Genomic DNA, 24,727 nt, shown 5'->3' on the forward strand with positions numbered 1-24,727 from the left:
ATCGGAGTAAGCGCTAAAGCGCTAACTCTGGTCGACAGGAGCACACAATGGGAATGAACGTATCCTCAGGCGGCAGCGAGCCCGACGTGATGGTCGACATCAATACCACGCCACTGATCGACGTGATGCTGGTGTTGCTGATCATGCTGATCATCACGATTCCGATCCAGATGCACTCGGTGAAGATGAACCTGCCGGTCGGCAACCCGCCGCCGCAGGCCGTGCCGCCGCCGGTCGTGCAGGTCGACATCGATTTCGACGGCACGATCAGGTGGAACGGCGCGCCGGTTGCCGCCGGCGCTGATCTTGAGAAGCATATGGCCGAGGTCGCCGGGCAGCCGGACCAGCCGGAGATTCATCTGTTGCCGAACAAGCTTGCACCGTACAGGGACGTGGCCGCCGTGCTGGCGGCTGCGCAGCGCGAAGGGGCGACGAAGATCGGGCTCATCGGCAATGAGCAATATATGCAGTGAGCGCGCGCGACCAGCAGACGGCAGAGGTTTGTCGCCCGGCGTCTGACCGGATGGCCCGCGTCACAAAGGAGATCCCATGAGTACCCTCCACAATGAAATCGACCTGGATGCCGACGGACGTCACGTGGGCTATCTGCGTCTGCCGCACTCGGTTCATCGTTCGGCGTATGGCTGGATTCCGATTCCGATCGCATCGGTGCGCAATGGCGACGGCCCCGTCGTGCTGCTGATGGGGGGCAATCACGGTGACGAGTACGAAGGGCAGGTGCTGGTCTCCAGTCTGATTCGCGAGATTGAGCCGCAGTGGGTGCGCGGCCAACTGATCTTTTTGCCGATGGCGAATTTTCCGGCTGCGGTCGCGGGCCTGAGGACTTCGCCGCTCGACGGCGGTAACCTGAACCGCAGTTTTCCAGGAGACCCGCAAGGCTCGCCAACAGCCGCGATCGCCGACTACATCGAGCACACACTGCTCGCACGCGCGCAATACCTGATCGACCTGCATTCGGGCGGAAGTTCGCTTCTTTACGACGGCGCCAATATGCTGGCTATCGAGCCGCGCGATCCCGAAGAGGAAGAGCGGCTCAAAGCATTGCTCACTGCGTTCGGGTTGCCGCGCGCATTTCTGCATCGGCCGAATCCGGTCCATGCGGCGACCGCCGCGCGGCGCCAGGGCGCGATTTCCATCCTCACGGAGCTCGGCGGGGGCGGCACCGTACAGGCGAGCCTGCTGCGCGATGCGCGACATGGACTGCTGAATCTGCTCGGCTTCATCGGCGTGTTGAGCGGACCACTCGTACCGGACGGTCCGCCCGCGCGGACGCGCTTCTTCACGGTGTCCGGCTCGCGCCACTACGTGTATGCCTATGATCACGGCGTGTACGAGCCACTCGTCGAATTGGGCGATCAGGTCGCGGCGGGCCAGCCCGCGGCGCGAATCCATTTCCCCGACACGCCGCTAAGGGAACCCGTCACCGCATTTTTCGCGAGCGCGGGCGAGGTCGTTTGCAAACGTGTGCCGGCCGCCGTGGAGCGTGGCGACTGCCTGTTCCATCTCGCTGAACCGGTTTAAGGGTGATGTCGGATAAGTCCAGTGCCGCTATCGTGGAAGATTGCACGTTTTATCGGTGATCGCATCTGCGTTCGCAATGAGATGAATGGTGGCGTGGATTTAATTATTCAAATTGGTAGGAAGTGAAAAAATAACGTCGCTATTCTGGAAATTTACACGTTTTATTGGATTTTGAGGCGTGTTTCTATGGTCCGTCTGATCGCGTAGATCCAATATTTGAAGGCAATTTGAAATAATTGTGCAATTAACCGGTGCAAGTTCACGGCGTTGATTTTCTGAGCAATCTATACGAGCGTTGAGCTTCGGCAGTGATGCAATCAGATGGATGAAAGCAATATGAAATACGTGTGCAATAAATATTGAGAAAATTAACCCGCCGTACTGATGGCGAGGTTCTTGCCGCTATCGCGCGGATAACGGCGTGAATTAAATTTACAAGATATACGGAATAACGATCCGTTAAATCTTTGGTTCATTCAGAACGGGTGGCCTGTTATCTTATTTATAGCTCGACGGCAATCAAAGTCGGACGGCAAAAGGAAAGGGATTCAACGACAGGAATGACAGGGATAAGACCTATCCCCTATCCAGCATGACCTACGAAATTATTGATATTACACCGCTGGACCCCGTTGCACGTCCGCTATTGGACGCGCTGACCGTCGAATACACGACACGCTATCGCGACTTCCGGCCGGCAAGCGCGGCATCGGTAAGTGAAGAAATGATGCGTTATCCGGCCGAGTTGTTCGCACCACCCGAAGGCGCGTTCATCGTCGTCGTGCGCGATGGGGAGACGGTCGGCGGAGGTGCGTTCAAGCGCTATGACGCGACGACCGCGGAACTCAAGCGTATCTGGACACACGCCACTCAGCGGCGTCAGGGGCTAGGCCGCCGCGTCGTGCAAGAACTCGAAGCGCGAGCGTTGCGTCAGGGGTATCGCCGCGTCTATCTGACCACCGGCTTTAAACAGCCGGAAGCAGCAGGCCTCTATATCAATGCGGGATACGAGCCTCTGTTCGATCGTTCGATCGCACCGGAGATCCATTTTCGTCTTCCGTTTGGCAAGGACTTGCTGGAACCGGGCCGCGTCGATTCGTTACACGATCTGGTTGCGCCCGCGCCGCTCGGTCAACGGTAGTTACGCGCGTAACGCAGCGCATCGATCAATTTGTTCATCTCACGGGGTATATCGACTCATGAAGCAAAACAGGGGAATCCGGGCAGCGGCGACTGGAACATTTGCCGCATTGGCGATGGGCGTGGCAGGCATCGCACTGGCGGCAGGTACCACCTTCAATCTGAGTCCGGATCAGCACGGTCAGGTCCGGACCACGCCTGACGCAGCAGCCATCAGGGCCGTGCCGGCCACGTTTCCGTTTGTCGCGAAGGATGAGCTGGTTATCGGCATGACCGTGGCATATCCGCCGCTCGGCACGTATGCGACCGATAACAGGACGATCGTCGGTTTCGACCCGGATCTCGCGCAACTGGTCGCGGACGGTCTTGGGCGCAAACTGAAAATCGTGCCGCTCGCATGGGAAGACTGGCCGCTCGCCGTGCAATCGGGCAAGGTCGACGCGGTTCTGTCGAACGTGACGGTCACGGAACAGCGCAAGGAGAAATTCGATTTCTCCACTTATCGGCGTGACGTGCTCGGTTTCTACGTAGCCAGATCGAGTCCGATCAAGACAATCCGTGAACCGAAAGACGTTGCCGGGCTGCGTGTCATTACCGATTCCGGAACGAATCAGGAAAAGATACTGCTCGCGTGGGACAAGGAGAATGTTGCGCACGGGCTGAAACCCGCGCAGATTCAATACTACGACGATATTGCCGTCAGGGACGTGGCACTGCGCTCGGGGCGCGCCGACGCGGTTCTGAGTGTCAACTCGGCGCTTGCCTACGCGGCAGCGCAGAAAGGCGAAATACGCTCGGTTGGCACCATTAGCGGCGGCTGGCCGATTATGGCCGATGTCGCGATTACGACGAAGAAGGGCAGTGGACTCGCTGCGCCGCTCACCGTGCTGCTGAACGACCTTATTCGCAGCGGAAAATACACTCAGGTACTCGACCGCTGGAATCTCGGTTCCGAAGCGATCGATCAGGCGAAAACGAATCCTCCTGGGCTTCCCAAGACTTGAATCATCGAGGTAGTCGAGGCTGCCTCGATAAGCTCAGCTGTAAATAATAAGCATAGCTAAATTGCGGATTTGCGCATGACTGATGTCGGCCGTGTGCCGGAGAAGTGTGTCCGCAAATAACCAACGGGATAGTCGATGCGCGGGAAAAACAGGAAAGACAGGAAGTACGGGACCGATCGGCCCATCATTGGGGTTCGCAGAAAAGTGCTGTCGATTGCGGTGCTGGCCGCCACATGCAACGGCGCGGCATGGGCACAGGGCGCGGCGACGCCAACGGAAGCGAGCGATGCTGCCGCCGTCGCGCCGGGCGCCGCTCAGCCGGATGCTGGCGCGTCCAATGCGAGGCAGACCGGCACGGCCATTACCGTTCAGCAGGATACGGTGGTTGTCACGGGTACGCGCACCGATACCAAGGCAAGCCAGAGCCTGACGCCGGTGGACGTGATCAGCGGCGCCCAGTTGCGTTCCACCGGGCAAAGCAATCTGCGCGACGCGCTGGTTCAGCTGTCGCCGTCGATCTCGCGTGAGAACTACGCAGGCGATGCCGCGGTGCTGACCGACGCACTGACGCTGCACGGACTGAGTCCGGATCACGTGCTCGTGCTGGTGAATGGCAAGCGCCGCCATACCACGGCGAACATTGCACTCGACGGCGGGTTGAATCAGGGCTCGACCGGTGTCGATATCGACATGATTCCGGTCGGCTTGATCGACCACATCGAGGTGCTGCGTGATGGGGCGGCGGCGCAGTACGGATCGGACGCCATCGCGGGTGTCATCAACATCATCCTGAAGAAGAGTTCGCATGGGGGAGAACTGCAGACGACGAACGGCCAGACCTATGCGGGCGATGGCTTCAAGAACGGCGAGTCGGCCAATATCGGCCTGGACCTGGGCGGCAAAGGTTTTCTGGACCTGAGCGCGGAATACAACCGTCAGAACCATACGATCCGTACCGGGCCTGACGATTACTTTGGAACGTTTAAACCGGGGCACGGTTATTACAATCCGATCGAGGGCGATCCGGCGAGCACGCGCGAGTCGGTGGGCTACAACGCTGGGTACTACCTTGGCGACGATGTCGAGTTGTATGGCTTTGGCACGTATGCGCATCGCGACGCGCAGTCCTACCAGAACTATCGTCCGCCTTCGGTGCTGCCGCAAATCTATCCGAATGGGTTCGTGCCGGTGGAGACCGTCAACGAAAACGACTTTTCGGTGACGACGGGTATCAAGGGCCAGAATCTGTTCGGCTGGTCGTGGGATCTGAGTACAACCTACGGTGGCGATCATGACGTCGTCGGTATGCGCAACTCGGCCAACACGGGACTGTATGCTGCGCTGGGCTATACGCCGACCAGTTTCCATCTGGCCACTGTCAGCAACACGCAGTTGACGAACAACCTCGATTTCTCGCGGTCCTTCCAGCTTCCGCTGCTCCCGGCGCCGGTGAATGTGTCGTGGGGTGTCGAGCAGCGCCGCGAGACCTATTCGGTGGGAGCGGGCGATTATGCGTCTTATATCGACGGCGGCTCCCAGGCGCTGCCCGGCCTTGCTCCTGTCAGCGCGAGCGATAACTCGCGTAACGTGGTCGGCACGTATATCGACCTGTCGACCCATCTGACACCGAAATGGACGGTCGATCTGGCTGGACGTTTTGAGCATTACAGCGACGTGGGGAGTACGACGAACGGCAAGCTCTCCACGCGCTACGACTTCACGCCGGCATTTGCCGTGCGTGGCAGCGTCAGTACCGGGTTCCGTGCGCCGTCGCTGGCCGAGGAGTACTACAGCAATGTCAATGTATCGCCGGCATCCGTGGCCGGCCTGCTCGCGGCCAACTCGTCGGCGGCAAAGCTGATCGGTGCCCAGCCGCTGCAGTCGGAGAAATCGACCAACTACAACATCGGCTTCGTGCTGACGCCGGTCCCGGGCCTGCACCTCACACTCGATGCTTATCAGATCGACATCCGCAACCGGATCGTCGAAGGTGGCACGGCGTCGGGCGCGGACGCGATCGCCGCGTTGGAGGCAGCGGGGCTGTCGGTGCCGAGTTCGGTCCCGGCTTCGGCAGTATCCGCGAGCTACTTCACCAACGGTGCGAGCACGCGTACCCGCGGGATCGATCTGACCGGCACCTACCACACCGGTTTCGGCCGCTTCGGGCAGGTCGACTGGGATCTGGGCGTGAACATCAATACGACCTCGGTCACGCATGTCGCGACTGGCGCGAACGGCAAGCCGGAACTCAACGCGCAACAGATCGCCTGGCTCTCCACGTCCACGCCGAAGAACAAGATCATCGTCGGCGGCACGTGGCATCTCGACAAGTGGGGTGTGAGCCTGCACGAGACGCGCTACGGTTCCACGTCGAGCGAGGAAACCTACTTCTCCGGGCCGAACGCGTTCTCGACCACGCAGTTTCTGCATTTCGAGAACGCCGCCCGCTATATCACCGACGTCGAAGTCCGCTACGACGTGACGAAGAAGTTCCAGATCGCGGTGGGGGCCAACAATCTCTTCAACGTCTATCCGAGCAAGCTGCCTTATGAAGCGCAACTAGAAGGCGCGCAGTACGACGCATTCGCGTCGACGACCGGGGTGAACGGCGGTTTCTACTACGCGCGTGCCCGCTACGTGTTTTGACGTTTTCTTGATATGCATAGAAAAATTTGCTCGAACGATTTCGCACCCCGCTAGCGATAATGGGATCAGCGGAATCGTTCAGCGAATTCCAACAAACTTATTTCCTGTGCACTGCAGGGTGCATTGGGGGGCTCGATATGTCCTACTTACTTTCGATTCTCGACAAGAGTCCGATCGCCGACGGAAAGAGTGCCCATGATGCGCTGCGCTTCACTGTGCGGCTCGCGCAGCGTGCGGAGGCGTTGGGGTACAAGCGTTACTGGATCGCCGAGCATCATGGCGCGCCTGGACTCGCGAGTTCCGCGCCGGAGATCGTCGTGTCGCATCTGCTCGCCCATACCTCGCGCATCCGTGTCGGTTCGGGCGGCGTGATGCTTCAGCACTACAGTCCTTTCAAGGTTGCAGAAACTTTCCGGGTGCTCGCATCGCTCGCGCCAGGACGCGTTGATCTCGGCATCGGCAAGGCGCCGGGCGGACTGCCGTTGACAACGCGCGCGCTGCAATGGTTTCACGACAAGGCGAAGAAACCGGATTTCGCGCAACAGTTTGCGGAACTCGACGCGTTCCTGAAGTGGGGCGTGGCCGTTGATCACCCGCTGGCAGGCGCGATCGCGCTACCGACGCCGCCTGAGGCGCCTGAGCGCATTCTGCTGGGCGCGAGCGTGGAGAGCGCGGTACTCGCGGCGCAGCATGGCTGGCAGTTCTGCTACGCCGGCCATTTCAACGGCGACGAAGCCAACATTGAGCGCTCGCTTGACGCCTATCGCAGCGTGACCGGCCGCACGCCGCTGCTGGCGCTCTACGCGTTCGCGGCACCTTCGCGCGACGAAGCCCAGCGGCAGGTCGGCGCACTGCGTATTTTCAAGTTGCAGCTTGCGACGGGGCAGAGCGTCAATCTCCCGAGTCCCGAAGCGGCCGCGGAATTCGCGCGACAAACCGGCGTGAACGACTATCGCCTCGACGAACTTCGCCCCCATGTCATCGCCGGCACTTCGGACGATGTACGCCGCGAACTCGACGCCTTGCACGAACGCTTCGGCATCGAGGAATTCGTGATCGACACCCCGATAACAGACTATGCGCAGCGGCTCGCTTCGGTCGAGGCGTTGGGCAGCGCGGAACAGACCGCACGCGTCTGATTGGCTCATCCTACTTACGGACCAGACTATGACTCAGCGAAATCTCACTTTTGGCATCATGCTGCACGGCGCGGGCGGCCACATGAATGCGTGGAAGCATCCGGCCGGTCCCGCGGATGCCAGCGTCAACCTGGATTTCATCACCGGCGTCGCGCAGAAGGCCGAGGCCAACGGCGTCGCGTTCGCATTCGTGGCCGATGGGCTTTATATCAATGAGAAGTCGATTCCTCACTTTCTCAACCGCTTCGAGCCCATCTCGATCCTTTCCGCACTGGCGACAGCGACTTCGAAGATCGGCCTTGCGGGCACGCTGTCGACTTCGTACAGCCATCCTTTTACGGTGGCGCGGCAGTTCGCGTCGCTCGACCTCATCAGCGGCGGGCGCGCGGGTTGGAACGTCGTGACGTCCCCGCTCGAAGGGTCCGCGAAGAACTACGGCGGTCAGCATCCGGACCACGAACTGCGCTACGAGATCGCCGACGAGTATCTCGAAGTAGTGCAGGGGCTCTGGGATAGCTGGGACGACGACGCCTTCGTTCGCGAACGCGAGAGCGGCCGTTTCTTCAACGGTGACAAGTTGCATACGCTCGATCACAAGGGACGGTTCTTCGAAGTCGCCGGGCCGCTGAACATTCAGCGCTCGCCGCAAGGACAGCCGGTGATTTTCCAGGCCGGTTCATCGGATTCGGGTATCGCGCTCGCCGGCAAATACGCGGACGCGGTGTTTACGCATTCGCCTTCGCTCGAAGAAACGAAGGCGTTTGCCGACCAGGTGCGTCAAAGCGCGGTCGAGCACGGGCGCGCGGCGACCGACGTGAAGATCTTCCCGGGCATCGGGCCGATCGTCGGCACGAGCGCGGCCGAAGCGGAGGCAAAGTATCGCGCGATCCGCGACCTGCTGACCATCGACGACGCGCTTGCCTATCTTGGGCGCTTTTTCGAGCATCACGACTTCACGCAATATCCGCTCGACCAACCGTTCCCCGAGCTGGGCGATCTCGGCTCGAACAGCTTCCGTTCGACGACCGACCGCATCAAGGCCGACGCAAAGCGTACCGGTGCAACGCTACGTCAGATCGCGCTGGAAGTGGCGACGCCGAAAACGCAATTCATCGGCACCGGCGAGCAGATTGCCGATGAGCTGATCCGCTGGTTCGACGCCGGCGCGTCCGACGGCTTCATCCTTGGCTTTCCGGTGCAGGCAGAAGGGCTGGACGATTTCGTTCGCTATGTGATTCCGGCGCTCGAGGCACGCGGACGCTATAGCCGCACGCTGACCGGGGCGACGCTGCGCGATCACCTCGGTTTGCCTCGCCGGGAAAGCCGTTATGTAAGCGCGGAAACCGCCTGATGATGGGCATGCAACGCAGGAGGACAGCATCATGAGCGACACCACCCAGTTCGCGGGTCCCGCGCACGCGGTTCATGCCGGACAGAAGGCCGGCGCCGACGACGGCCACGACTACGCGCACTACCGGATCGTGCCGGCGCGGCATCATGCGCGCACAGCCGCCACCTTGCTCGCCGTGGTCGTGGTCGCGATCGTGCTGAACTCGATACTCGGTAATCCACGCTGGGGCTGGGGTGTCTTCGCGCAGTGGTTCTTCGCCGAACCTGTGCTCTCCGGGCTTGGGCGCACGCTCGTACTGACAGGGCTCGGCGCGCTCTTCGGCTTCGCGCTCGCCACGCCGCTGGCACTCGCGCGCGTATCGCGTTCTCCGCTACTGGCGGGCTGCGCGTGGGCCTTCATCTGGCTGTTCCGCTCGATTCCCCCGATCGTGCTGCTGCTCCTGCTGAACAATCTCGGTTATCTGTACGAGACGATCTGGATCGGCGTGCCGTTCACGCACTTCGCGCTGCTGAACGAATCGACCACCGACCTGATCAGTCCGTTTTTTGCGGCCGTGCTTGGGCTCACGCTGAATCATGCCGCGTTTTCGGCCGAGGCGATCCGCGGCGGGATTCTCTCCGTCGACCACGGACAACGCGAAGCGGCCGCCGCGCTCGGCTTGCCGGGCGGTCGCCAGGTTCGCCGCATCGTGCTGCCGCAGGCCATGCGCGCGATTCTTCCGACAGCGTTCAACGACGTGATCGGGCTCGCGAAAGGCACCTCGGTTGTCTATATCCTCGCGATGCCGGACCTGTTCTACACGGTGCAAATCATCTATCACCGCAACCTCGAGGTGATTCCACTGCTGATGGTCGCGACGGTCTGGTATCTGATCATCCTGACCGTGTTGTCGGCAATCCAGGTTCACATCGAACGGTATTACGCACGTGGCTCGACGCGCGAGCAGGTGGCGGTGTCGCCACTGGCCGCGCTATTCAGGCGGTGGCGTACCGCGCGTGCCGCACGTAGCGAAACCTCGGCTCAGTCGGATCGCAAGCATCGCACGCCAGTGGCGGCAGAAGCGGCAACGGCAGCGGCAGGCTGGGCTCAACGGCGCGTCGGCGGAAGGGTAGGCATCCACAACGTGTCGAAAAGCTTCGGTACACTGAAGGTACTCGATAACGTTTCGTTCTCGTTTCCGTCGGGCAGCGTCACGGTCATTCTCGGCCAGTCAGGCTCGGGCAAGTCGACCTTGTTGCGCTCGATCAATCACCTCGAACGCGTCGACGACGGCTTTATCGATATCGACGACGAACTCGTTGGGTATCGCCGCGAAGGGCGCACGCTCTACGAGCTCATGGAGCGGGACATTCTTCAGCGCCGCCGCGACGGTGTCGGCATGGTGTTCCAGAGCTTCAACCTGTTTGCGCACCTGACGGTGCTCGACAACGTCATCGAGGCACCGCTTGCGGCAGGCGTGCCGCGTGCGGAGGCGCAAGCGCAAGCACGCGTTCTGCTCGCGCGCGTGGGACTCACCGGCAAGGCCGACGCGTGGCCACGCCAGCTATCCGGCGGCCAGCAGCAGCGCGTTGCGATCGCCCGGGCGCTAGCGCTGAAGCCGAAGGTTCTGCTGTTTGACGAACCCACCTCGGCGCTCGATCCGGAACTCGTCAACGAAGTACTGGACGTGATCCGTCAGCTTGCGCGATCCGGCACGACGCTGATCATCGTCACGCACGAGATCGGCTTCGCGCGCGAGGTCGCCGACACGATCGTGTTCATGGACGGTGGCCGCATCGTGGAGTCGGGACCGCCTGCGCGCGTGCTCGGCGACCCGGCTCACCCGCGTACCCGCGAATTTCTTTCAAAGGTGCTCTGAAACGCATGTCACGCAAACAATCCCACCACCCAACTGGATCGATGACGAAACGCCGGACGTTCCTGAGCAACCTGGCCGCGCTGGCTACCGTGCCGATCGCATGGTCCGCCGGGCTCGCACGGGCGGCCACGCAGTCTTACGATTTCAGCCCGCAGCAGCAAGGTCGTGCGCATGCGCCGAAAGATCCCGACGCGCTGCGGCTGATCGCGGGTTATCGCTTCGTCACGCCCGGCGTGCTCACGGTGGCAGTTGCGCCATTCGCTACGCCGATCGCCACGTACGCGACCGATGCCCGCAGCATCGTCGGTTCCGATCCCGACTACGCGCAACTGGTCGCCGACGCCCTCGGCCTGCGACTGCAACTCGTGCCGGTCGCGTGGCCGGACTGGCCGCTCGGTCTCGTCTCGGGGCGCTACGATGCGGTGATTTCGAACGTCGGCGTGACGGAGAAGCGCAAACAGAAGTTCGACTTCACGACGTACAGGCTGGGTTTGCATGGTTTCTATGTGCGGGACGACAGTTCCATCAAGTCGATCAGTGAGCCGCGGGATATCGCGGGGCTGCGGATCATTACAGGCTCGGGTGCGATCCAGGAGCGCATTCTGCTCGAATGGAACCGGCGCAACGTAGCGCAGGGGCTGAAGGAAGCCACATTGCAGTACTACGACGACGGCGCCTCCGAGCGCCTTGCGCTGCTATCGGGTCGCGCGGATGCGATTTTCAATCCGCACGCGCCGCTCGCCTATGAGGCCGCGACGCAGGGGCAAATCCGTCAGGTGGGTACGGTCAACGCCGGCTGGCCGTTCAAGGCCGATGTCGCCATCGCGACCCGCAAGGGCAGCGGCCTGGCCCAGGCGCTGACCAGCGCGACGAATGGGTTGATCCGTGGCGGGCAATATCGTGCCGCGCTTGCCCGCTGGGGACTGCAATCGGAAGCATTGGCGCACTCGGAAACCAACCCACCCGGCTTTCCGGATGCCTGAATAAAGCGCACGCCCTACTGGGAACGCCGACCTTGGTGGGTGGCGTTTCCTGTAGGGCGCCAACGTCTCGCCAGAACAACCACCAGGCTCGTATGTGTGCCGTCCACATTGATCATCTTGCTTTCCTGACGCCCGGCAACTATCCGGATGATGCGCCACTTGCGGGTTTCGAGCAGACGCTCGAACTCTTTCGTATCGGTGAGGCACTCGGCTATGACAGTGCGTGGGTGCGCCAGCGCCACCTCGAGCGAGCGGTGTCGTCCGCCGCGACCTTCCTCGCGGCAGCGAGCCAGCGTACGACGCATATCGGACTCGGCGCGGCCGTGATCCAGATGGGTTACGAGAACCCGTTTCGTCTCGCCGAGGATCTCGCGACCGTCGATGTGCTGTCTCGCGGCCGCCTGAACATCGGCCTGAGCGCGGGCGCCCCCGCGCACGGCATTCTGCTCGGCGAGCGGCTCTTCGACGCTAATCCTGAACTGATCGATTTTTCGCATGCGCGTGTGGAGCGTCTGCGCTGTAATCTCGCGCAAGAGTGGCTGGGCGATGAGGACACGTTCGTCGAATCGGCGGCGGGTCGCGTGCGGCCTCGTGTGACACCGTATGCGCCTGGCTTGACCGATCGGCTCTGGTACGGCGGCGGTTCGAGGCATTCGATCGAATGGGCCGGCCGCAACGGTTTCAATCTGCTGATCGGCAACATCACGACGGGCGAGGGCACCGACGACTATCGCGACGCGCAATCACGCCAGCTCGATCTGTTCCGGTCGCATTGGAGCAAAGCGCGGGCACCGCGTATTGCACTGGGCCGTGTGATCGTGCCGATCGACAGCGCCGACGCCCGCACGCGGCAGCGCTATCGCGAGTTCGCCGAAGGGCGCCACGCGCGCACGCTGACGCCGCATGGCGAGCGGCGCACGCTGTTTGTGCCCGATCTGGTCGGTACGGCTGACGAGATCGTCAGCCGCTTGCTTGAGGATCCGGTCGTCGGGCAGGTCCGCGAACTGCGCCTCGAACTGCCGTACGACCTGCCGTTCGAAAACTATCAGCAGATTCTAGAAGATGTCGTCACGCGCGTCGCACCCGAATTGGGCTGGCGGCCCGAAGCCGCGCGCGAGCCCGCGGCCGCCTAGCAGCAGCTCGCCTGTTGCCGGCGCGATGGCTTCATTGAGATGCCGGCGTAGCACCATCGAACCTGAATACGTATTACTCATCGACTACGAAAGGATTGTTCACCATGAGCCGAGATTTGCTGTTGTTGCTGGAACCAGGTTTCACCGATCCCGCTCATCCCAGCGAGCGCTTTGTGTGTCCGCACGGCGTGGCGATCGAAGGGCTGCTCGCGAGCGACTCCGAACGGGCCGCGCAACTCGATGTGAAGCGCGTGCCGTTCTTGCGGCCAAGACAGGAGGTGGTCGCTGCACTCGACGAAGCGCATCAAGGTTTGCCGGTACTCGTACTAGGCGATGGGCATCCGATACCCGACGACGCGCAGACACTAGGCGACAAGCGCTTTGTCACCGATACCAGGCGGATTCTTGCGCTGCTGGCCGAGCGGCACGGCTTCCCGAAGCTTCATTGAGTTTATTCACACCACGCGCTGGGTTCTGGAGTCCAGCCACACACGCAAGGGGTAAGGCATGGTCGCTGCGTTCTCGTCAGTTGTGCCGGAAGACCGTTTCACCTACGTCTCGGTTCACGACCCGCTGGCTCGTCCTTTGTTCGATGAACTAGCCCACGAGTACGGCAGCCGGTATGCCGGCCTGATCAAGGCCGAGGAGATCTCGAGCGAACTACAGCGCTATCCGGTCGAGGCGTTCGCTCCGCCGCACGGCGCGTTCGTGCTGCTGCTCCGCGACGGGCGGGCGATCGCGGGTGGCGCGTTCATGCGCCATGCCGACGCTGGCACCGCCGAATTCAAGCGCATTTGGGTCAGTCGCAGCCATCGGCGTCAAGGGCTTGCACGTCGTGTGCTGGTTGAACTCGAGGCGCAGGCTGTTGGTCTGCGGTACACGCGTGTATTTCTGAGCACGGGCCCCCGTCAACCCGAAGCCATCGCGCTATACCAGGCCAGTGGCTATACGCTGTTGTCGGCTCATGATTTCGGTGAGGATGAGCCGCCTGGCTACCTGTTCGAGAAAAATCTGCCGACGTTGCCAACCGACTGACGCGGACACGCCCTGTTTCTTTGTCGGTTGATGCACAACTCAGCCACATCCGCCAGAGCACGTGTCGCCCTTCCGACGCAACGACGGACTGCGGATTGTGCTGGCTCCGTACTTCGCGCGCCTGCAGCGCGTCCGGCAGTGATGCCTTGTCACCCGCGCGGCCGATCGTGCTGGCGGCCTGGATCGAATAGGCGTCCGGGACGGCGAACGTCTGGCTGCGTCGAAGGGCTGTGATGAGGTGCGCCCATCGCGAGCGACGCCAGGCGCGATCAGGTTGTCTGGTCCATCGATGTCTCGCGCACCGCGGAGATCCGACAGCGTACGGCCTGGAGCGTGTCAAAACGCGTATCGGCAGGGCCAAACTGGCTGTTCGCTGGGCCGCTGCGAGGAATGCGACGCGCTGCCGTCACCGTGGGCCTGATACGCTCGGTCCAACTTTATTGAAATGTGATGGAGAATAAAATGAGGCAGTACCAATTGAGGCTCGATGGGAAAACTTTCCGCCCCGAGCTCGTGTCGGTATTGCAACCGCAATTGCGATCAAGGGAAGTGCTCCTGCAAATGCAGGCGTGGAGCTTGAATTATCGCGATCTGCTGGTGCTTGATGCGAAATCCACTGCGTCCCGACAGGGCCTCGTGCCGGTGTCGGACGGCGTGGGCGTTGTTGTCGAAGTCGGGCCGGGAGCGGAGAAGTTTCGCTTGGGCGATCGGGTTGCGAACACTTTCTTTCGCGATTGAGTAAGCGGTGGATTCGACGCCCGCTATATCAAGTCGGCATTTGGTGGTGATACACCGGGCGTCCTGTCCGAGTTCGTTGCGCTACCTGAGAGCGCGCTCGTTCGGATTACAGACAAACTTTCATCAACGCAAGCGGCGACGCTGCCCTGCGCGGCGGTAACTGCATGGCACGCGCTCTTTCCGCGCGCGAACGTCAATGAGGATTCGGTGGTTCTGATTCAGGGTACGGGGGGGCGTTTCACTGTTTGGCTTGCAATTCTGCTTGGCGGTCGGTGCCCAAACGGTGATTACGTCATCTTCCGACGAAAAACTGAAACGGGCGAGTTCGCTCGGCGCGAACGATCTGGTGAACTATGCAAAGCATCCGGAATGGGACGAAGAGGTGCTGCGTGTGACGGAGGGTAAAGGTGTCACGCACGTACTTGAGATCGGCGGGCCAGATACGTTTCCCAAGTCGTTAAAGGTGCTGGCAGCGGGCGGGACTATCGCGCAGATTGGCGTCATAACGGGCTTCGGGCCGACGGCAAATCTGATGCGTTTGCAGAGCATCAACGCGAATATCATAGGTATCAGTGTCGGTTCAAGAAGCCACCTCGAGGCAACGCTGGACTTCGTGACAGAGAAACACATTCAGCCGGTCATCGACAAAAAATTTGCGTTTGAGGATGTGCCCGCGGCATTCGATTATCTGCGCAGCGGTTCGCATTTTGGCAAGATTGTCGTAGAGATTTGAGTGGGAACGGGACGCTCTGCACCTAAAACAGGCGAACCTCTATGGGGCACGGTCTTATAGTTTCGATGGGCTATCCTGGATCCCGTCGGGCAGATGTACCAAATCAGCACGAAGGCTCAGCTGGCGTTAGGATCATGGCTTCTGCGAGCTCTGCCAAGACTGCGTTGGAAAGTGCCTGACGGTATCGTCGATACACGAGCTGGCGGAAATCCCGTCCCCGCAAGGATGTAGCCAGTGGATTGACAATCGAGCGGGTATGCTCAGGTTCGCTTGCTTGATCCTGTGGCAGTCGTTGGCATGCTTAGCCGATCAATATAGTCGGCCCACTCCTGCATGACCCTGCGACGATCATCGTCAAACGTTGTTCTATCGTAGGCCTTTTGCACATCGCCACGTTTGGCGTGTGCCAGTTGCGCTTCCAGAGCGTCGATATCCATTCCGAGTCGTTCCCGTCCAACCGTACGAAGCATGCCCCGGAAACCGTGCGTCGCGTGTTTTCCTTGAAAGCCCATCTCCCGCAGTGCTTTGCTCAGTGCATCTCGATGCAAATGAGGAGTCTTCTGGCGGGCAGGGGGACGGAAAGACGTAGTGCCCCTTGCCAGTGAGTGACTGCAACTCGTTCAGGACAGCGATCGCCTGCTTGGGCAATGGCACGATGTGATCGTGCCGCATTTTCATCCGTTCGGCGGCAACGTGCCATTCGCCTGTCTTGAGATTTACCTCGTCCCACGGAACTGCGGCAACCACTCCGGGGCGCAGGCCGGTCAGCATGGTGAGCTTGAGGGCGGCACGCGTAATAGGCGACTTGTAGGCGTCGATAGCAAGAACGAGCGGAGCAATGTCCGCAGGCCTGGTGATCGCGGGTATATGGCCTTTCCTGTGGCGAGGCACAACGCCGCGCAGTATCAAGGCGGCGCCATCTGCGCGCAGTCCGTTCTGGACGGCGTACGTCACGATGCCACCGACATACTGCCGTGCCTTGGTCGCGAGGTTAGGCGCATGAGAGGCAATCGCTTCGAGTACCGGCTTGACCTCTGGCGTGGCAAGCGTTGAGATGGGCTTGTTGCGGAGTGCGGGAGTCAGGTATTCGCGCACGACAAACTCCGCCTTCCGGTAGGTTTCGTCCGCCCATTCCTTGCGTTTGAAGTCGAGCCAGCGCTGGGCCACGAGATGGAAGGCGCCTTCGGCCACGCGTTTGCGGGCGATGGACTCGGCCTGGCGATATGCAACCGGATCGATGCCTTCGTGCACAAGATTGCGTGCGGTAGTGGCCGACCGTCGCGCATCAGTGAGCGTGATATCGGGGTAGGGGCCGAGGCTGAGGAAGTTCTCCTTGCCCGTGCTCGGTCGTCGGTAGCGGAGCAGCCAGGTCTTGCTTCCATCCGGCCAGACGCGTAAGGCAAGCCCATTCCCATCCGTGAGCAGATAGGGACGCTCACGGGGTTTGGCAACACGAAACACCACTTCGGACTTGGGTTCGGCGGGTTTGGGCATGGCCTGGCACCTCGATTCCGTGTATACGCAAGTGCATACGCAAAAATCGTCGATGCCAGTGGAACGCACAGGAACTTCAGGCAACAAAAAACCCCGTAAGACGTTGATCTTACGGGGTTTCTCGAACTACTTCGGCTTATGTTGGAACTAAGCCGGAACAACTGATGGTGCCCAGGAGAGGACTCGAACCTCCACGGTGTTGCCACCGCTAGGACCTGAACCTAGTGCGTCTACCAATTCCGCCACCTGGGCACGTTTTCAAACTAGACTGCTATTTTAGCGTGATGATGCAGCGTGTCAATCCCTGCATGCAAACAAACTACCGCTTCATCAAGCGCCCGGTTGTGCCATGCAGCGAAGCAAAACTTCACTGCCCGACCGCCGCGAGTCAACCGTCCTGCCAACCCCAAGATCCGCTCGAAAAACCAGAATCGGACCACATGGCTTCACACAAAAAATAAAGCCGCCTATGTGAAATGCCAGGCGGCTTTACTTCTGAATCTGGTGCCCAAGAGAGGACTCGAACCTCCACAGTGTTGCCACCGCTAGGACCTGAACCTAGTGCGTCTACCAATTTCGCCACCTGGGCAGGTGATGAACAGCAAAGAACGCCATTATAGCGACAGATTCAGGGCTGTCAAGCGTTTCTCAAAAGTCGCCTCAACATCGCCGCAGCAAGCCTGCATGCGCCTCACAGCGACTATTGACGGGCCGCGTGGCGCACAAGACGGGTGTTAGAATGCCTCGCAGTAGTTCGTTGGCACGGTGCACACGCCCGTCGGACTCAGACTTGAACGAGCCGGACCCGAGCAGTCATTCCAGTGCAATCGCAAGTGCAACTTAAGCGCAACCCAAGCGCCTCTTGAGCCCAGCCACATCGCCGACCGACGTCCATGCAACGAGAAAAAATCATCGACAAGCCCTTGAGCAAATTCCCGTATCCGATCCCGAGCCGCGAAGAAATCCTGGGCGTCCTGCGCACGAGTGAAGCGCCGCTTGCCGCGAACGACATCGCCGAAGCCCTGTCGATCAAGCGCCAGGAGCGCGAAGGATTTTTCAAGCGCTTAGGCGCCATGGAGCGCGACGGCCAGATCCGGCTCGATCAGCGCAATCTCTATCAGCTGACCCATCCGTCGAACTTCGTCGCGGGCCGCGTGCAGGGCCATCGCGACGGCTACGGTTTCCTCATTCGCGACGACGGTCAGGACGATCTGTTCCTGCCCACCGGCGAAATGCAGAAGGTCATGCACAACGATCGTGTGCTCGCGCGCATCGTCGGCTATGACCGTCGTGGCAGGCCCGAGGGCCATATCGTCGAAGTCACGGACCGCGCCAACAAGCGCGTGATCGGCCGCCTGCTCAACGAGAACGGCGCGCTGATCGTCGCGCCTGAAGATAAGCGCATCGGCCATGACATCCTGATCGCGCAGAACACCAAGAAGGCCAAGGTCGGCCAGGTGGTGGTGGTCGAGCTCACCGATTTCCCGAGCCGTCACTCGCAGCCGCTCGGCCGGGTGGTGGAAGTGCTCGGCGACATCGACGACCCCGGCATGGAAATCGAAATCGCGGTGCGCAAGTACGGCGTGCCGCACGAATTCAGCCAGGCCGCGCTCGACGAAGCCGCCAGGCTGCCCGACGAAGTGCGCCCGGTCGACGCGCGCCATCGTATCGACCTGCGCGACGTGCCGCTCGTCACGATCGACGGCGAAGACGCCCGCGACTTCGACGACGCCGTCTATTGCGAGCCGGTTCAGGTCGGTCGCGGCGAAGGCTTCCGCCTGATCGTCGCGATCGCGGACGTGTCGCACTACGTGCATCCAAAGAGCGGTCTCGACGCCGACGCGATCGAACGCAGCACCTCGGTGTACTTCCCGCGCCGCGTGATCCCAATGCTGCCGGAGAAGCTGTCGAACGGCCTATGTTCGCTGAATCCGAATGTCGACCGTTGCGTGCTGGTGTGCGACATGATCGTCACGGCGCGCGGCGAGGTGAAGGCGTATCAGTTCTATCCGGGCGTGATGCACTCGGCGGCGCGGCTGACCTATACGGAAGTGGCCGCGGTGCTGAAAAACACCAAAGGTCCGGAAGCCGCGCGCCGCGCCGCCTTGCTGCCGCAGCTGCAGAATCTTTACGGCGTCTACAAGTCGCTGTTCGCCGCTCGCCAGAAGCGCGGCGCGATCGACTTCGATACGACCGAGACGTACATCGTCTGCAATGCGCAGGGCAAGATCGAACAGATCATTCCTCGCACGCGCAACGACGCGCACAAGCTGATCGAGGAATGCATGCTGGCCGCGAACGTCTGCGCGGCCGACTTCCTCAAGCGCAACAAGCACCCGGGTCTGTTCCGCGTGCACGCGGGGCCGACCGCGGAGAAGCTCGAGAATCTGCGCACCTTCCTGCGCGGCATGGGCCTCACGCTTGCCGGCGGCGACAAGCCGCACGCCAGTGATTACGCCGCGCTGATGGCGCAGATCCGCGAGCGGCCGGACGCGCAGATGTTGCAGACCATGCTGCTGCGCTCGATGCAACAGGCTGTCTACAGTCCGGACAACATTGGCCACTTCGGTCTAGCGTACGAGGCGTATGCGCACTTTACGAGCCCGATTCGCCGCTATCCCGACCTGCTCACGCACCGCGCGATCTACGCGATCCTGCAAGGCCGCAAGTATCAGCCGGAGCCGCCGCAAGGCGTCGAGTTGAATACGGCGCTGTCGCCGCGCGCCCGCGCGATGCAGCAGGCGGACGAGGAAAAACACGGCGCCCGCAACCGCTCGAAAGACGTGGCGATCTGGGAAGAACTCGGTTTGCATTGCTCGTCGAACGAGCGCCGTGCAGACGAAGCCTCGCGCGACGTGGAAGCCTGGCTCAAGTGCTACTTCATGCGTGACAAGCTGGGTGAAGAGTACGGCGGCATGGTGAACGGCGTGACGTCGTTCGGCATTTTCGTGCAACTCGATTCGCTCTTCATCGAGGGCCTCGTGCATGTCACCGAACTGGGCTCGGACTACTTCCAGTACGACGAGATCAAGAACGAGTTGCGCGGCGAGCGCACCGGCATTCGTTATCGTCTGTCGGATCGTGTGCGGGTGCAGGTGAGCCGCGTCGATCTCGACGCGCGCAAGATCGACTTCCGCCTCGTGCGCGATACGCCGATCAAGCCGCCGGCGAGCCGTCCGGCTCTCGCCGACAAGGCCGCCGGCGAAAGCGGCGGTGCGCGTGTGCGCGCATTGCCGCCGGTTGATGGCGGCGCAGGTGGCGCGGCGGCGCCGGGCGGACGGCGCAAGAAGGCCGCGCCGGCGCAAACCGCGGCCGTCAAGGAAGCGCGGGCGGCACGCGGCGCGGCGAAGAAGCACGGCGGCGCGTCGGCCAAGCCGGCCTCGAAACCGCAGGCCCGCAAGAAGCGCTGAAGTCGTTTGACGGCTTGAACCGCGCGCATCGGGTACGTTGACACGTACCGGTTGCGCGCGGTCTTCGTTTCATCGCATTCAAATCAGGTAGCGAGACACGCTACTCAGGCAACACGGTAAGCAGGCTCGTATTCATCACAGCAGCGCGCGTTCAGGGCGCGCTCAATCAAAGGTTTTTCAGTCATGTCACGTCTCAAGGTTCTATACGGTTTCCACGCAGTGACCGCGCGCATGCGGCACGATGCGTCGACGGTCGAAGAGGTTTACTACGACGCCACGCGCAAAGACCGTCGCATGACCGAGTTCCTGCACGCGGCGAAAGAAGCCGGCGTGCGCCTGATTGCCGCCGACGAAACGCGTCTGTGGGGTCTCGCGCATACCGAGCGTCACCAGGGCGTGGTTGCGCGTGCGAGCGACATGCCGCTTGCGCAGAATCTGGCTGAACTGCTCGACGGCATCACCGGTTCGCCGTTGATCCTGGTGCTGGACGGCGTGACCGATCCGCACAATCTCGGCGCCTGCCTGCGCGTGGCCGATGCGGCCGGCGCGCATGCGGTGATCGTGCCGCGCGACCGCGCGGTGGGATTGAACGCGACGGCCGCGAAGGTGGCGAGCGGCGCGGCCGACACCGTGCCGTACATCACGGTCACGAATCTGGCGCGCGCGCTGCGTGAGTTGAAGGACGCGGGCGTGTGGGTGGTCGGTACGGCCGGCGAAGCCACCAAGAGCCTCTACGAGACTGAACTCGACGGCCCGGTCGCCCTGGTGATGGGCGCCGAAGGCGAGGGCATGCGCCGCCTCACGCGCGATACCTGCGACGTGGTCATGCAGATTCCAATGGCGGGGACGGTCGAGAGCCTGAACGTGTCCGTGGCGAGCGGTGTGTGTCTGTTCGAAGCGGTGCGCCAGCGCTCGGTGAAGAAGAAGTAAGGCGCAAGCAGGGCGCCGAATCCCTTGACCCGTCAGCGCGCCGTGTGGGCGATCGCGAGCGTCATCTGCTCCAGATAGCCGTCGAGCGAGAAATCGCGCTGCGCATCGGCGAACGCCTGGTCGGCGAGGCGCTGGGCAAACTCCGGCGCCGCGCGCAGCGTTTCAACCGCATCGACGAAACCCTCCACGTCGCCGGGTTTCACGAGCCAGCCATTCTTGCGATGCCGCAGGATTTCGGTGACGCCGCCCGCCGCCGCCGCGACCACGGGCCTCGCGGCCGCCATGCCCTCGATGATCACGCGCCCGAACGGTTCGGGTTCCGTCGACGTATGCAGGATCACATCCATCGCTTTCATCCACGTCGGCATATCGTCACGGAAGCCGGCGAAATGAACGCGGTCCTCAATGCCGAGCTGCTCGGCCTGGCGATGTAGACTCTGCGCATAGGCGTGTTCGCCGAACAGCGCGGCGCCGACGAGCACAAGGTGTACGTCCGGCATGCGTGCCAGCGCGGCGAGCGCAATGTGCTGTCCTTTCCATGGCGCGAGACGCCCGAACAACCCGGCGAGCCAGGCCTTCTCCGGGAGACCGAGGCGACGGCGCAGCATGGCCATGTCGCTGGCGTCGATTCGACTGAATTCACTGGCATCGATGCCGTTGTGGACGACCGGCACCGCGTCGGCGGAGAGACCGGTAAGTGCGATCAGCGAGTTCGCCGACGCCCGTGAATTGGCGACCACATGATCGACGGCATGCCGCACGAGCCACTTCACAATAAACAGTTGCGCGTGCCCGAAGTGTTCGCGCGACATGATGTCGTGCAAATGCCAGATCACACGTTTGCGATGCAGCGGCTTGCCGAGCGCGCCGAGCACGAGTGCCTTCTGCGTGTTGAGGAACAGCACGTCGAATGGCTTGGCCTGCTCGGCGATCGCGCGCACCTGCCGCCAGATTCCAGGCAGCGCGCGCAGCCAGTTGAGCTGCATCGCGTCGCGGTTGATGCCCGATACGTGCACCTCGTTGATCACCTCCACGTGTACGCCCAATGCTTCGAGCCGTCCGCGAAACGGGCCTTCCGAAAGCAGCACGACCTTGCCGCGCTGGGTACACGCGGACGCGAGCGGCAGCAACGAAAATTCAGCGCCGCCCAACTGACCGCTCTGGTCGACGAACAGCACCGTGGGCGCCTCCGGGAGTTCCTGCGTGGTCGTCTCCGTTTGCGCCGGTTGGGCGAGCGGAAAGTGGCTGGTGAGTTCGGATGCGTTCATCGTCGGGCGTGTAGGATAGCGAAATGAGATCAGTGGGACGGTCAACGAGGCGTGACCTGTGTGGCGTCATTATTCGCGGACTATCACGTGTTCAGTGTGGCCGTGCGTACGCACTGTGACTGACATGACCCTTACACTGGCTTGCTGGCTGTGGGCTGTTTGATAGGTTCCGGGATCATGAATGCGGGCCGCTCGACGGGCACACGGCGGTTTTTTCGGCGAATCCACCCGATAAATCCAGCCTGGCGACGCCACTCCGGTAAACTTGCGGTTTTTACTGCAACCCGCATTCGCCATGACCCAAGACGAACTCAAGCAACTGGTCGGCCAGGCCGCCGCCGACTACGTGAACGCCAACGTGCCCGAAGGCTCGGTGATCGGCGTCGGCACCGGCTCCACCGCGAACTGTTTTATCGACGCGCTAGCCGCCAGCAAGGCCCGTTATCGCGGCGCCGTGTCGAGCTCGCTCGCCACCACCGCGCGTCTGCAATCGCATGGTTTCAAGGTGCTCGACCTGAACGAAATCGATTCGCTGCCGGTGTATGTGGACGGCGCCGACGAAATCGACCACAGCGGCGCGATGATCAAGGGCGGTGGCGGCGCGCTGACGCGCGAGAAAATCGTCGCGTCGGTGTCGGATGTATTCGTCTGCATCGCCGACGCGAGCAAGCTGGTCGGCACGCTCGGCAACTTTCCGCTGCCGATTGAAGTCGTGCCGATGGCGCGCACCGCGATCGGCCGCCGCGTGACGGCGCTCGGCGGTGTGCCGGTGGTGCGCGTGACGAAGGAAGGGGTGCCGTTCATTACCGATAACGGCAACGAGATCCTCGACGTCAAGGGTCTGCGCATCAGCGACCCGCGCACGCTCGAAATGCAAATCAATGCGTGGCCGGGCGTGGTGACGGTGGGGCTCTTCGCGGGCCGCGGCGCGAATCTGTGCATGCTCGGCACGGAGACGGGCGTCGAGACGATCGCATATTAGCGCGCGGCTTGCCCGATCGCCTGCATCATCCGCTGCAAATACTGATCCACCGAAAACCCGGCTTGTGCATCGGCCAGCGCCTGATCCACGAGGCGCTGCGCCAGTGCCGGATCGGCGCGCAATACGCCGATCGCATCGGCCAGCGCGGCCGCATCCCCCGGTTTCACTAGCCAGCCATTGCGCCGATGCCGCACGATCTCGGTCACGCCGCCCGCGGCCGCCGCGATCACCGGGCGCGCGGCCGCCATGCCTTCGACGATCACCCGCCCGAACGGCTCCGGCTCGGTCGAGGTGTGCAAGATCACGTCCATCGCTTTCATCCACGCCGGCACGTCTTCCTGAAAGCCCGCGAAATGCACGCGCTCCGCGACGCCCAGTGCCTCGGCCTGCTCGTGCAGGCGTTGCGCGTACGCGTCCTCGCCGAATAGCGCCGCGCCGACCAGCGCCAGGTGCACGCCGGGCAGCCGCGCCATTGCCTCGAGCGCAATGTGCTGACCTTTCCACGGCGCGAGACGGCCGAACAAACCCGCCAGCCACGCATGCTCCGGCAAACCCAGTCGCGTGCGCAGCGCGGCCATGTCGCTGTCGTCGATGCGCTTGAATGCGTCGATGTCGATACCGTTGTAGACGACCGGCACCGAATCGGCCGCGATGCCCGTCAGCGCGATCAGCGAGCGCTTCGATGCCTGCGAATTCGCAACCACGTGGTCAACCGCGAAGCGCACCAGCCATTTGATAACGCTCAACTGCACACGTCCAAAATGCTCGCGGGTCAGGATATCGTGCTGATACCAGATCACCGGTTTGCGATGCAGCGGTTTGCCGAGCGCGCCGAGCACGAGTGCTTTTTGTGTGTTGAGAAACATCACGTCGAAGGCTCGCGCGCGCGCCGCGATTGCACGGACGTGGCGCAGGATGCCGGGCACGACGCGCAGACAGGTCAACCCGGACGCCTGCCGAACGATGCCCGATACACGCGGGTCGTTCAGCACCTGCACGCGTGCGCCGAGCGTTTCGAGCCGCACGCGAAATGGACCGTCGGAAAGCAGCACGACTTCGCTGCGCGCGATGCAGCTGCCGGCCAGTTGCAGGAGCGCGAATTCCGCACCGCCGAGTTGGCCGCTCTGGTCGACGAATAGCACGCTCGGCATTGTCGTCGGGAGCGTTGCCGGAGTGGCCGCCGCTACCGTTGACGCGGGCGCGGCAGATGGATCGACCAGGGCCTGCTGAACCAGCGGCAAGGAATGGGCGAGTGGCGTAGCGTCGATCGTCGGGCGCATAAAGTGCAAAGTCGGACGAAGTGATCGGGCTCGCCGTTCGCAAGAAGCGAATAGCGAGTCC

Annotated in this window: 20 protein-coding genes and 2 tRNA genes; 17 read left to right on the plus strand and 5 right to left on the minus strand. The window is 62.0% G+C overall.

Annotation, left to right across the window (positions count from 1 at the left end):
• Nucleotides 1–47: 47 nt before the first annotated feature.
• The 14 genes from DSC91_RS33245 to DSC91_RS38090 all read left to right on the plus strand — a co-directional run bounded on the left by DSC91_RS33245 (nucleotide 48) and on the right by DSC91_RS38090 (nucleotide 15,302).
• Nucleotides 48–473 (plus strand): ExbD/TolR family protein, encoded by a 426-nt coding sequence (locus DSC91_RS33245; RefSeq protein ID WP_115782739.1) that lies wholly within the window; start codon nucleotides 48–50, stop codon nucleotides 471–473.
• 76 nt (nucleotides 474–549) lie between these two features.
• Nucleotides 550–1,542, plus strand: coding sequence for a succinylglutamate desuccinylase/aspartoacylase domain-containing protein (locus DSC91_RS33250; RefSeq protein ID WP_115782740.1), 993 nt, complete (start codon nucleotides 550–552; stop codon nucleotides 1,540–1,542).
• Between the two features lie 592 nt (nucleotides 1,543–2,134).
• Entirely contained in the window at nucleotides 2,135–2,683 is a 549-nt protein-coding gene (locus tag DSC91_RS33255) for a GNAT family N-acetyltransferase (protein WP_115782741.1), read from the plus strand.
• A 58-nt stretch (nucleotides 2,684–2,741) separates the two neighbouring features.
• Nucleotides 2,742–3,686 carry an ABC transporter substrate-binding protein gene (locus DSC91_RS33260; RefSeq protein ID WP_115782742.1) on the plus strand — a complete coding sequence of 315 codons (945 nt, stop codon included), beginning with the start codon at nucleotides 2,742–2,744 and terminating at the stop codon, nucleotides 3,684–3,686.
• 135 nt (nucleotides 3,687–3,821) lie between these two features.
• Nucleotides 3,822–6,332: a TonB-dependent receptor plug domain-containing protein gene (locus tag DSC91_RS33265; protein WP_115782743.1), complete on the plus strand. Its 2,511-nt coding sequence runs from the start codon at nucleotides 3,822–3,824 to the stop codon at nucleotides 6,330–6,332.
• A gap of 137 nt (nucleotides 6,333–6,469) precedes the next feature.
• Nucleotides 6,470–7,471 (plus strand): LLM class flavin-dependent oxidoreductase, encoded by a 1,002-nt coding sequence (locus DSC91_RS33270; RefSeq protein ID WP_115782744.1) that lies wholly within the window; start codon nucleotides 6,470–6,472, stop codon nucleotides 7,469–7,471.
• A gap of 28 nt (nucleotides 7,472–7,499) precedes the next feature.
• Complete coding sequence (locus DSC91_RS33275) at nucleotides 7,500–8,822, plus strand: LLM class flavin-dependent oxidoreductase (RefSeq protein WP_115782745.1); 1,323 nt, start codon at nucleotides 7,500–7,502, stop codon at nucleotides 8,820–8,822.
• 31 nt (nucleotides 8,823–8,853) lie between these two features.
• Entirely contained in the window at nucleotides 8,854–10,680 is a 1,827-nt protein-coding gene (locus DSC91_RS38580) for an amino acid ABC transporter permease/ATP-binding protein (protein ID WP_115782746.1), read from the plus strand.
• 41 nt (nucleotides 10,681–10,721) lie between these two features.
• The gene (locus DSC91_RS33285; protein ID WP_115782747.1) at nucleotides 10,722–11,663 is read left to right on the plus strand and encodes an ABC transporter substrate-binding protein; all 942 of its coding nucleotides are present in this window, start codon (nucleotides 10,722–10,724) and stop codon (nucleotides 11,661–11,663) included.
• A 92-nt stretch (nucleotides 11,664–11,755) separates the two neighbouring features.
• Nucleotides 11,756–12,796 carry an LLM class flavin-dependent oxidoreductase gene (locus DSC91_RS33290; RefSeq protein WP_115782748.1) on the plus strand — a complete coding sequence of 347 codons (1,041 nt, stop codon included), beginning with the start codon at nucleotides 11,756–11,758 and terminating at the stop codon, nucleotides 12,794–12,796.
• A 104-nt stretch (nucleotides 12,797–12,900) separates the two neighbouring features.
• The gene (locus DSC91_RS33295) at nucleotides 12,901–13,245 is read left to right on the plus strand and encodes a DUF3088 domain-containing protein (RefSeq protein WP_115782749.1); all 345 of its coding nucleotides are present in this window, start codon (nucleotides 12,901–12,903) and stop codon (nucleotides 13,243–13,245) included.
• A 58-nt stretch (nucleotides 13,246–13,303) separates the two neighbouring features.
• Entirely contained in the window at nucleotides 13,304–13,831 is a 528-nt protein-coding gene (locus DSC91_RS33300) for a GNAT family N-acetyltransferase (protein ID WP_115782750.1), read from the plus strand.
• 462 nt (nucleotides 13,832–14,293) lie between these two features.
• Entirely contained in the window at nucleotides 14,294–14,569 is a 276-nt protein-coding gene (locus DSC91_RS38085) for an alcohol dehydrogenase catalytic domain-containing protein (RefSeq protein WP_208645747.1), read from the plus strand.
• Between the two features lie 241 nt (nucleotides 14,570–14,810).
• Nucleotides 14,811–15,302: a zinc-binding dehydrogenase gene (locus DSC91_RS38090; protein ID WP_268238815.1), complete on the plus strand. Its 492-nt coding sequence runs from the start codon at nucleotides 14,811–14,813 to the stop codon at nucleotides 15,300–15,302.
• Nucleotides 15,303–15,668: 366 nt separating this feature from the next.
• On the opposite strand, the gene DSC91_RS33315 is transcribed toward DSC91_RS38090, so the two are convergent.
• The 3 genes from DSC91_RS33315 to DSC91_RS33325 all read right to left on the minus strand — a co-directional run bounded on the left by DSC91_RS33315 (nucleotide 15,669) and on the right by DSC91_RS33325 (nucleotide 17,385).
• On the minus strand, nucleotides 15,669–16,796 hold the full coding sequence (locus DSC91_RS33315; protein ID WP_229758102.1) for a tyrosine-type recombinase/integrase: 1,128 nt from the start codon (nucleotides 16,794–16,796) through the stop codon (nucleotides 15,669–15,671).
• 165 nt (nucleotides 16,797–16,961) lie between these two features.
• Nucleotides 16,962–17,048: transfer RNA gene (locus DSC91_RS33320), tRNA-Leu, on the minus strand.
• A 250-nt stretch (nucleotides 17,049–17,298) separates the two neighbouring features.
• A tRNA-Leu gene (locus tag DSC91_RS33325) sits at nucleotides 17,299–17,385 on the minus strand.
• A 304-nt stretch (nucleotides 17,386–17,689) separates the two neighbouring features.
• Between DSC91_RS33325 and rnr the strand changes: the two genes are divergently transcribed.
• Both rnr and rlmB read left to right on the plus strand, forming a co-directional pair.
• A complete protein-coding gene (gene rnr, locus DSC91_RS33330; protein WP_115782751.1) occupies nucleotides 17,690–20,206 on the plus strand; it encodes a ribonuclease R in 2,517 nt (838 codons plus the stop codon).
• Between the two features lie 183 nt (nucleotides 20,207–20,389).
• A complete protein-coding gene (rlmB, locus tag DSC91_RS33335) occupies nucleotides 20,390–21,136 on the plus strand; it encodes a 23S rRNA (guanosine(2251)-2'-O)-methyltransferase RlmB (RefSeq protein WP_115782752.1) in 747 nt (248 codons plus the stop codon).
• A 32-nt stretch (nucleotides 21,137–21,168) separates the two neighbouring features.
• Here the strand turns inward: rlmB and DSC91_RS33340 are convergent, their stop codons facing one another.
• Nucleotides 21,169–22,404, minus strand: coding sequence for a glycosyltransferase family 4 protein (locus tag DSC91_RS33340; RefSeq protein ID WP_115782753.1), 1,236 nt, complete (start codon nucleotides 22,402–22,404; stop codon nucleotides 21,169–21,171).
• 295 nt (nucleotides 22,405–22,699) lie between these two features.
• Between DSC91_RS33340 and rpiA the strand changes: the two genes are divergently transcribed.
• Entirely contained in the window at nucleotides 22,700–23,386 is a 687-nt protein-coding gene (gene rpiA, locus DSC91_RS33345; RefSeq protein ID WP_115782754.1) for a ribose-5-phosphate isomerase RpiA, read from the plus strand.
• On the opposite strand, the gene DSC91_RS33350 is transcribed toward rpiA, so the two are convergent.
• Nucleotides 23,383–24,666, minus strand: a complete 1,284-nt coding sequence (locus tag DSC91_RS33350) for a glycosyltransferase family 4 protein (RefSeq protein ID WP_115782755.1) — start codon at nucleotides 24,664–24,666, stop codon at nucleotides 23,383–23,385. The genes rpiA and DSC91_RS33350 overlap by 4 nt on opposite strands.
• Between the last annotated feature and the right edge of the window lie 61 nt (nucleotides 24,667–24,727).

Source organism: Paraburkholderia caffeinilytica (assembly GCF_003368325.1).
Taxonomy (GTDB): domain Bacteria; phylum Pseudomonadota; class Gammaproteobacteria; order Burkholderiales; family Burkholderiaceae; genus Paraburkholderia; species Paraburkholderia caffeinilytica.